The following is a 9,221-nucleotide window of genomic DNA, read 5'->3' on the forward strand; positions in this document are numbered from 1 at the left end:
GCCACAGGGTTCCGCCCAGGGCCACGTTGAGCACCTGGATGCCGCGGCAGATGGCCAGGATGGGCATGCCCCGGCGCATGGCCTCGTGCACGGCGGCAATCTCCATCTCGTCGCGCTCCGGGTTCACCTCGGTGACCTCGGGGAGCGGCTCCTGGCCGTAGCGGTGCGGCTCCACGTCCTCGCCGCCCGTGAGCAGCAGCGCGTCGCACGCGCCCAGGACGCGGCGGATGGAGTCCGTCCCGTGGGCGGGCGTGAGCAGCACGGCCGAGGCGCCGGGCGCCTCGACGGCATGGATGTACTGCGCGTTGAGCTGCACCCGCGGGAGGTTGTGCGAGCCCCCCGGCCACATGGTGGTGGTGACGGCGATGAGCGGTCGGTAAGTCATTGGCGTGCGTACGGTTGTCCCAAACGGCCCCGGCCCGGCGGGAACTCGCAGGTTCCGCGCCGGGCCGGGAAGATAGTGCGTGAGTGCGTGAGTGCGTGAGTGCGTGAGTGCGTTAGTGCGTTAGTGCGGAAGTGGGCTCCGTGCCCGGGCGAGGATCTCGCACGAGGACGAGGCTCTCGCCAAAAGAAGAAAGCGGCCCCCGCGCAGGGAGGCCCCCTTCTCGCATCAACCACTCACGCACTTCCGCACTCACGCACTTCCGTTCATCACGCCGCCGCCGCCGCGGGGGTCACGCACGTGCGGTCGCGGCCGCCCTGCTTGGCCTGGTACAGCGCCGTGTCCGCCAGGGAGATGAGCTCCTCGGCCGTCGTCACGTCCGCCTCGGGCCACGACGCCACGCCGGCGCTGAGCGACGCCCGCACGCGCGTGTCGCCAAAGACGAAGGGCAGGTCCGTGAAGTGCGCGCGGGCCCGCTCCGCAAAAGCGGCGGCGCCCGCGGCCGTCGTCTCCGGCAGCACGATGACGAACTCGTCGCCGCCGTAGCGGCCGGCGCGGTCGTTGGCGCGCAGGCCCTCGGAGCCCAGCCATGCACCCAGCCCCCGCAGCACGGCATCGCCCGCCAGGTGGCCGCAGGTGTCGTTGATCTCCTTGAACCGGTCCAGGTCCAGGATGACGATGGACAGCGGCTGGCCGGACGACCGGGCGTTCTCCAGCTCGCGGCCCAGGTAGCTGATGATGGAGCGCCGCGTGTCGCACCCCGTGAGCTCGTCCGTGTGCGCCAGGTCGTGCAGCTTCTTGCGCTGCTCCACCAGCTTCTGGAACAGCTGCACCCGCCCGCACGCCTGCACGATGGCCTCCACCACCCGCTGCGCCAGCTCCGCCGCGTCGTCGCCCAGCTCGGGCTCGTCGATGGTGGAGCGCTCCACGAAGAACCCCGTCACGTGCTCGGTGATGGGGAACGGCACCACGATCACCGAGCGCAGGGGGTGCGGCAGGCCCCGGCGCTCCCACTCGCTGCGCACCCCGTCGAACAGGGGCGAGGTGGCCACGTCTCCCACCATCACGGGCTTGCCCGTCATCAGGGCCTCGCGCACCTCGGGGTACACCGCCAAGTCCAGCTCCAGCCCGTCCGTCAATTCCGCCTCGGAGCTGGCGGCCACGCGCGCCACGCTCTCGCCCTGCTGCACCACGAGCACGGAGCAGCGGCCCACGCCCAGGATCTCCGACGTGCGCGACGTCACCAGGTGGAACATCTCGTCCGCCGTGACCACGCGGTTGAGCTCGCGGATGAGGTCGATGGCCTGCAGCCGCATGCGCGCGGCCTCGCGGGCCCGGCGCAGGTCGCGGTTGCGGCGCACGTGGTTCTCCACCCGCGCCAGCAGCTCGTCCAGGCGAAACGGCTTGGTCAGGAAGTCCACCGCGCCGTCGCGCAGGGCGCTCACGGGGAGCGCGCCGTCGTTGGTGGCCGTGATGAGCACGACGGGGATGTCCACCCAGCGCGCGTCCATCCGCAGGCTGCGCAGCACCTCCAGCCCGCTCATCTCGGGCATCATCACGTCCAGCAGCAGCAGGTCCGGCAGGGTCTCGGCCTGCTCCAGCAGGTCCAGCACCCCGCGTCCGCTCACGGCCGTGCGCACGTGGTAGCCGGTCACCTTCAGCGCACGGTCAAGGCCCTGCAGGATGGACGGGTTGTCGTCTGCGACAAAGACGGTCGCGGGGCTGTCGTTCATTCAGAATGCGTATCGGGGCCCGGAGCTCCGGGCGGATGAACACTGCACGGCGGGGCCCGCGGCGGGTGGCGCGGGCACATGCCAGGTGGATCGTCAGGACCGGGATTCCGCGCCCGGGAACCACACGGGCGCCCGCCGACGGCGCGTTGCGCGGATACGGGCGGTACGGGTGCGCAGGGCAAGGACCGGACCATGTTCCGCACATTTATGACGCCCAGCCGCCGCCTTGCCGGTGCGGGGCCTTGACGGCATTTCGTGAGACAACCGCGCCACGGTGCTGCACCAGGCGTGTCCCACCGGCGCCCCGGTCCGTTTCCTGCGCCCCGGTGTCACGTGGTCCGCTGATTTCTCGACACCCGTCACGCCCGAACCGTTGTCCGTCCGCCGCTCACTCGCAACACTGGGCCTGCTGCTCGCCGCGCTGGCGCCCCTGGCCGCCTGCCGCGACGAGGTGTCGCCGTGGGCGCAGGAGCGCATCGTCCGTATGCCCCTGCGCGAGCAGGTGGCGCAGATGGTGGCGCCCGCCGTGTACGTGCGCCCCGACGCGCGCACGTCGCAGGACACGCTCATCGCCCGGCGGCTGGCGGCCAGCGCCGTGGGCGGCGTGCGGCTGCTCCCCGGCTCCGCCTCCGTCGCCGAGCGGCGCGTGGGCCTCATCCAGCGCACCGCCCGCCGTCCGCTCCTCGTCATCGCGGACCTGGACCGCGGCGCGGGCGGCGCCCTGGCCGGCGCGGCCGAGCTGCCCCCGCCCGCCTCGCTGGCCACGTGGGACGGCGAGCGCATCCGCGCGGCGGCGGCCCGCGCCGCGGCCGACGCGCGCGCGGCGGGGGTGAACTTCGCCATGCTCTCCGCCCCGTCCTTTCCCCGGCAGACGGCCCTGCCGGCGCCCGGCGGGGCGCGCGCGGACAGCGCGTTCGCCGCGTACGCGCAGGCGCTGGCGGAGAACGGGCTGATCGTCGGCCTCCGCGCGCTGTCGCCGGGGCCGGGACAGGCCGACGTGGAGTACCGCGTCCTGGGCTGGGACCGCGCCGCGGCGGAGGCACTGCAGCTGGGCCTGCTGCGCGACCTGCTGGCGCGCGGCGTGGGCGCCGTCAAGCCCGCCTCCGTTGCCGTCCCGTCCCTGACGCGCGATTCCGTCCCCCTGCCGGACAACCCCGTCTTCGTCACGGGCATCCTGCGGCGCGACCTGGGGTTCGACGGGCTGGTGATCGAGGACCTGTCGCCCACGGCGCCCCTCGTCCGGCGCTTTGGCGGGGGCGAGGCGGCCGTGCGCGCGGTCTCCGCCGGGGCGGACCTGCTCGTGGGCGTGGAGAACGAGCGCGAGGCCATCGACGCCATCGTGGCCGCCGTCGAATCCGGCCGCGTGCGCCGGGAGATGATCGAGATCGCCGTCCGCCGCATCTTTGACGCGAAGGAGCGCCTGGGGCTGGGGATGACGGGCGGCGACTCGGCCCGCGCGGTGAATTCCGCAAGGTCCGCGGACCAGGGGAAGCCGGCGGATCGCGGGGAATCGAAGGAAGCGGATTTGGCCGACGGGAGCGCCGACACGCTCGCCTTTGCCGCGCACGAGTCTGCCCTGTCGATCCTGGGCAGCGCGCCGGCGGACGTGCTGCGGGGATGCCGGCGGACGGTGCTCGTCACGCGGCAGGGGATCGCCGCGAAGTCCCTGGCGGATGCGCTGCGGCGCCGCATCCCCGGCCTGCGCCACCTGCAGACGGACCGCCTGCCCCGCCGCGGCTCACTCGTCCCGCCCGGCATCGCGTTCGACGCGGCGGACGCGGGATGCGTGATCGTCGGCGCCTTTCGCGAGGCGCGGCCGGCCGTCGTGGACCGCATCGTCCCCGCGCTGGCGTGGCCGGACAGCACCGCCCGCGCGGCCCTCCCCGACGCGCGCCTGGCGGAGCTGCGGCGCGACACGACGTCGCGGCAGATCGTGTGGATCGACTTCTTTCCCGCCACGGACGTGGCGCCGCCGCGCGCCCGATCCGTCATCGTCGTGCGCGGCGAGGGCGACGCGGCCCAGCGCGCGGCCGCCGCGGCGGTCACGGGCGCCATCCGCGCGCCGCGCCTGCCGCCGGGCACCGTCTGGCCCCCCGCGCGCACGCTGCGCGTCGTGGCGCCGGATTCCGCGGACATGCGCGGCGACACGCTGGACGCCATCGACCGCGTCATCCGCCAGGCCATCGACGACGGTGTGTTCAGCGCGGCGGCGGTGGCGGTCGGCCGGCGCGGGGCGATCGTCAAGCTGCGCGGCTACGGGCGCACGGGCGGCGCGGCCGTGGATCCGCGGACGACCCTGTTCGACATCGCGTCGCTCAGCAAGGTGGTCGGCACCGTGCCCGCCGCCATGGTGATGGTGGAGGACGAGCGCATTGGCCTGGGCGCGCCCCTGCGGCGCTACATCCCCCAGTTTCGCGGCGACGGCAAGGCCGACGTCACCATCCGCCACCTGCTCACGCACACCAGCGGGCTGCCCGCGGGCGACTGGCTGTATCCGCTGTCGTCGCGCGACGCGGCCCTGCGCCGGGTGATCCGCTCGGAGCTGGTGACGCCGCCGGGAACGCGCGTGGAGTACAGCGACTTCGGGATGATCCTGCTGGCCGAGGCCGTGGCGCGCCGCGCGGAAGAGCCCATGGACCGGCTGCTGGCCCGGCGCATCTACGGCCCGCTGGGGATGGAGAACACCTTTTACGTGCCGCAGATGGAGCTGCAGCCGCGCGCCGTGCCCACGGCGCAGCCCGGCAGCGAGCGGCCGTACACCGTGGACGGCGTGGTGCACGACGGCAACGCGTACCGGCTGGGCGGCGTGGCGGGCCACGCGGGGCTCTTTTCCACCGCATGGGACCTGTCCATCTACGCGCAGACCCTGCTGAACGGGGGCGCGTACGGCACCCGGCGGGTGCTGGGGAACGGCACCATCTCCGCGTGGACGCGCCGCCAGCCCAACGCGGGAACGCGCGCCCTGGGCTGGGACACGCCCGCACCGCGGAGCGCCGCCGGCAGCTACTTCTCCGAGCGGTCGTACGGGCACCTGGGGTTCACGGGGACGGCCATCTGGATCGATCCGCAACGCGAGCTGTTCGTCGTCCTCCTGACCAACCGCACGTACACGGAGGGCAGCTCGGGGCGCATGCTGGAGGTGCGCGCGCGGGTGGGGGACCTGGCCGCCAAGGCCGTTTCCGACCAGCCCGTCCGTCCGCGCCCCGGCAGCCCCGCCGCCATCGCCGAGGCGGAGCGCGCCGCGGCCGCCGCGCGGGCCCGCGCCCGTGCGCGCCGCCGCACCCCGCCGCGCCGCCGCCGCCGCGCGCAGATCGAGCTCCCCGCCCCACCGCCGACGTTCGCCCTCGCGCAGCCGGCGGACGTGCGCCGCTGGCTCTCCGGCGCGCCCGTGGAACTTCCCGGCGCGCCCGGGTGGACGATCACGCTGGGGTGAGCGCGGAGTGGTGCGCGCAACGTGGATCGCGTGAGAATGGAATCGCGGGATGCAGGCGGCGCGCGTGAGGTGAGATCGCGGAGCCGGGATCGCGTGCGGAGTGAGATCGCGAAGCGAGATCTGCGGGATTCAGGTCGCGCCGGAGGTGAGATCGCGAGGTGGGGCAGGCCCCCAGCCGGCCCGGCGAATGAATTCGCGGCACCGAAAACGTGATGTCGGCCTTCGCCGACAGCTCCTGCCGCGCGCCGTCGGGATGCACCGGAGCACGATCCGCGACGTCCAGAAGCGAATGGAATTCGCCGCTGGAAATTCGCGAAGTCCGCCTTCGCGGACTGCCCCAGCGAAAGGCCGTTCCGGTGCACCGGGGCGGCCTTTTCGTGGTTGAAGCCTCACGCAGTTTGTGAGGCTTTCCGCCGTCGTTGCGGCGAGTTCACTCGCTTGGTGCGGAAGTCGGCCGCCGGCCGGACGGCGCCCCTGTAGTCGGTTGAAGCCTCGTTCGCGGAGCGCGTCGGCGCGAGACGGGGCTTATGGCTGTCCCAGCGGCGGGTTTACCCGCTCAGGCTGGATGTCGGCCCAGCGCACCCGGTTCTCTCCCTAACGCGAACGGGGCGGCATCGCTGCCGCCCCGCCCGCATCCATCACCAGGGATCCAGTCCGCGCCGAGGATCAGACCTCGTCGTCGTCCATCAGCTCGTCCACGGAGTCGGGACCCTCGTCCTCCTCGATGAAGTCCTCCGGCTCGCCGCCGTCGTCCTCCTCGTCCTCGATCCCCAGCTCCTCCTCCATGAGCGCCGTGGAATCCACCACCTCCTGGCCCTCGGGCACGTCGTCCAGGATGGGCTTGGGCTCCTCGTCCTCGTTCACCACGCGGGCCACGTCCATCACCGCGTCCTTGGGGCCCAGGTTGATGAGCTTTACGCCCTGCGTGTTGCGGCCCACCACGCGGATCTGGTCCACGGGGCTGCGGATGATGATGCCCTCGCGGGTGATCATCATGAGCTCGTCGCCCGGGTGCACCTCCTTGATGCTCACCACGCGCCCCGTCTTTTCCGACAGGCGCAGGTTGATGACGCCCTTGCCGCCGCGGCGCTGGCAGCGGTACGCCTCCAGGACGGTGCGCTTGCCCATGCCCAGCTCGCTCACCACCAGCAGCGTGCTGCCCGGCTTGGTCACCACCATGCCGATGACCACGTCGTCGCCCATGAGCGAGATGCCGCGCACGCCCGTGGTGGCGCGGCCCATCTCGCGCACGTTGCCCTCCTCGAAGCGGATGGCCATGCCGTCGCGCGTGGCCAGCACCACGTCGCAGCTGCCGTCGGCCAGCTGCACGCTGATGAGCTCGTCGCCCTCCAGCACGTTCATGGCGTTCAGGCCCACGCGGCGCGGGTTTCCGTACGCCGCCAGCGACGTCTTCTTGATCACGCCCCGGCGCGTGACGAAGATGAGCGAGCGCTCGTGGCTGAACTCCCGCACGGGCACCAGCGCCGCGATCTTCTCGTCGCTGGCGATGTTGATGAGGTTCACCACGGGCTTGCCCCGCGAGTTGCGCGAGCCCACGGGGATCTCGTGCACCTTGAGCCAGTAGCACTGGCCGTCGCGGGTAAAGAACATCAGGTAGTCGTGGGTGTTGGCCAGGAACAGGTGCTCCACCCAGTCCTCGTCCTTGGTCTTCATCCCCTCGATGCCGCGGCCGCCGCGCGCCTGGGCCCGGTACGTGTCGCTGGGCACGCGCTTGATGTAGCCGCTGTGCGACACGGTGATCACCATCTCCTCGTCGGGGATCAGGTCCTCGATGGAGAAGGCCCCCGTCATCCCCAGGATCTCCGTGCGCCGCTCGTCGCCGAACTTGTCGGCGACCTCCGTGAGCTCGTCCTTGATGATCCCCCGGCGCCGCACCTCGCTGGCCAGGATGTCCTCCAGGTCGGCGATGGTGGCGCGCACCTCGCCCAGCTCCGCCTCCAGCTGCTCGATCTCCAGCCCCGTCAGGCGCGCCAGGCGCATGTTGAGGATGGCGTCGCTCTGGCGGTCGCTCAGGCCAAAGCGCGAGCGCAGCGACTGCCCCGCCTCGGCCGTGGTCTCGCTGCCGCGGATGATGGCGATGACCTCGTCGATGTTGTCGACGGCGATCTTGAGGCCCTCCAGGATGTGCTCCCGCTCGCGCGCCTTGCGCAGCTCGTACTCCGCGCGGCGGCGCACCACCTCGTGCCGGTGCTGCACGAAGTGGTACAGCATCTCGCGCAGGCTCATCACCTTGGGCACGCCGCCCGTGAGGGCCAGCATGATCACGCCGAAGGTGCTCTGCAGCTGCGTGTGCTTGTACAGCTGGTTGAGCACGATGTGGGGAATGGCATCGCGCTTGAGGTCGATGACGATGCGGATGCGCTTGTCGCTCTCGTCGCGCAGGTCGCTGATGCCCTCCAGCTTCTTGTCGCGCACCAGTTCGGCGATGTGCTCGATGACGCGCGACTTGTTCACCTGGAACGGCACCTCGGTGATGATGATGCGCTCGCCCCGGCCGCCGTCCTTTTCCTCGATCTCGGCCCGGGCGCGCAGCACCACGCGGCCGCGCCCCGTCTCGTACGCCTCGCGGATGCCGTCGCGCCCGTAGATCACGCCGCCCGTGGGAAAGTCGGGCCCCTTCACGAACTGGTGCAGGTCCTCCCAGGTGGCGTCGGGGTTGTCCACCAGGTGAACGCAGGCGTTCACCACCTCGCGCAGGTTGTGCGGGGGGATGTTGGTGGCCATGCCCACCGCGATCCCGCTGCTGCCGTTGACGAGCAGGTTCGGAAAGCGCGACGGCAGCACGCGCGGCTCCGTGAGCCGGTCGTCGTAGTTGGGGGCGAAGTCGACGGTCTCCTTGTCGATGTCCGCCAGCAGCTCGCCGGCCAGCGGCGCCAGGCGCGACTCGGTGTACCGGTACGCCGCCGCGAAGTCGCCGTCGATACTGCCGAAGTTGCCCTGGCCGTCGATGAGCGGGTAGCGCAGGGAGAAGTCCTGCACCATGCGCACGAGCGCGTCGTACACGGACGCGTCGCCGTGCGGGTGGTACTTTCCCAGCACGTCGCCCACCACCGTCGCGCACTTCTTGTACGGCCGCGTGGGGATGAGCCCCGCCTCCTGCATGGCGAACAGGATGCGGCGGTGCACCGGCTTGAGCCCGTCGCGCACGTCGGGAAGCGCCCGCTGCACGATCACGCTCATCGAGTAGTCGATGAACGATTCGCGCATCTCGTCTTCGATGAGCCGCGGCAGAACGCGCGAACCGGGGGTGCCGGCGCCGTCCATCGGCTCGTCGCCGTCCTGCCCGGGCGTGTCGGGCGTGAAGTCGTCGGACATCTATTTCGTCAGGGAAGTCGTTGCCTGAAGCGCACTTATGCGCTGCGGACGTAGTACCCCGCAAGGCCGGCACGGTGCCCCGCGAACGGGGGCTCGGATGGGCCGACAAAGTACGCTGCTGACGGCGTTTCCGCCAGCCCGCGCGCATGCACACGCGCACGTCGCGCGCGTACGCGTATGCATGCGCGCCCGGCAAACCTCCGCCGAGGACGACGACGCCCCGCGGACGCAGGTCCGCGGGGCGTTGCGTATCAGGCGCGGTGCGCGGCCAGGCGGCGCTCCAGGTCGCGCCGCTCGCGCGCGGTGAGCAGCGGTCCCAGGTTCTCCGGCCCGTCGT

4 protein-coding genes are annotated in these 9,221 nt (G+C 72.0%); 1 reads left to right on the plus strand and 3 read right to left on the minus strand.

Translation table 11 applies throughout. The features are described from left to right. Together VFZ20_RS29735 and VFZ20_RS29740 are read right to left on the minus strand one after the other, a co-directional pair. Positions 1-385, minus strand: a 385-nt coding sequence (locus VFZ20_RS29735; RefSeq protein ID WP_329687597.1) for a gamma-glutamyl-gamma-aminobutyrate hydrolase family protein, incomplete at its 3' end; no start/stop codon positions are given. Between the two features lie 266 nt (positions 386-651). Next, the gene (locus VFZ20_RS29740; protein ID WP_329687598.1) at positions 652-2,115 is read right to left on the minus strand and encodes a diguanylate cyclase; all 1,464 of its coding nucleotides are present in this window, start codon (positions 2,113-2,115) and stop codon (positions 652-654) included. Positions 2,116-2,488: 373 nt separating this feature from the next. Here VFZ20_RS29740 and VFZ20_RS29745 point away from each other — a divergent pair, with 373 nt between their 5' ends. After that, positions 2,489-5,548 (plus strand): serine hydrolase, encoded by a 3,060-nt coding sequence (locus VFZ20_RS29745; protein ID WP_329687599.1) that lies wholly within the window; start codon positions 2,489-2,491, stop codon positions 5,546-5,548. 666 nt (positions 5,549-6,214) lie between these two features. Here the strand turns inward: VFZ20_RS29745 and gyrA are convergent. Continuing rightward, positions 6,215-8,833 (minus strand): DNA gyrase subunit A, encoded by a 2,619-nt coding sequence (gyrA, locus tag VFZ20_RS29750; RefSeq protein ID WP_414682960.1) that lies wholly within the window; start codon positions 8,831-8,833, stop codon positions 6,215-6,217. Positions 8,834-9,221 lie beyond the last annotated feature (388 nt).

The organism is Longimicrobium sp., from assembly GCF_036280135.1.
Classification (GTDB): Bacteria; Gemmatimonadota; Gemmatimonadetes; order Longimicrobiales; family Longimicrobiaceae; genus Longimicrobium.

Excerpts from the sequence above, each read along its gene's own strand:
- gyrA (WP_414682960.1), bottom strand. The coding sequence starts at position 8,833 with ATGGACGGCGCCGGCACCCCCGGTTCGCGCGTTCTGCCGCGGCTCATC.
- VFZ20_RS29740 (WP_329687598.1), bottom strand. The coding sequence starts at position 2,115 with ATGAACGACAGCCCCGCGACCGTCTTTGTCGCAGACGACAACCCGTCC.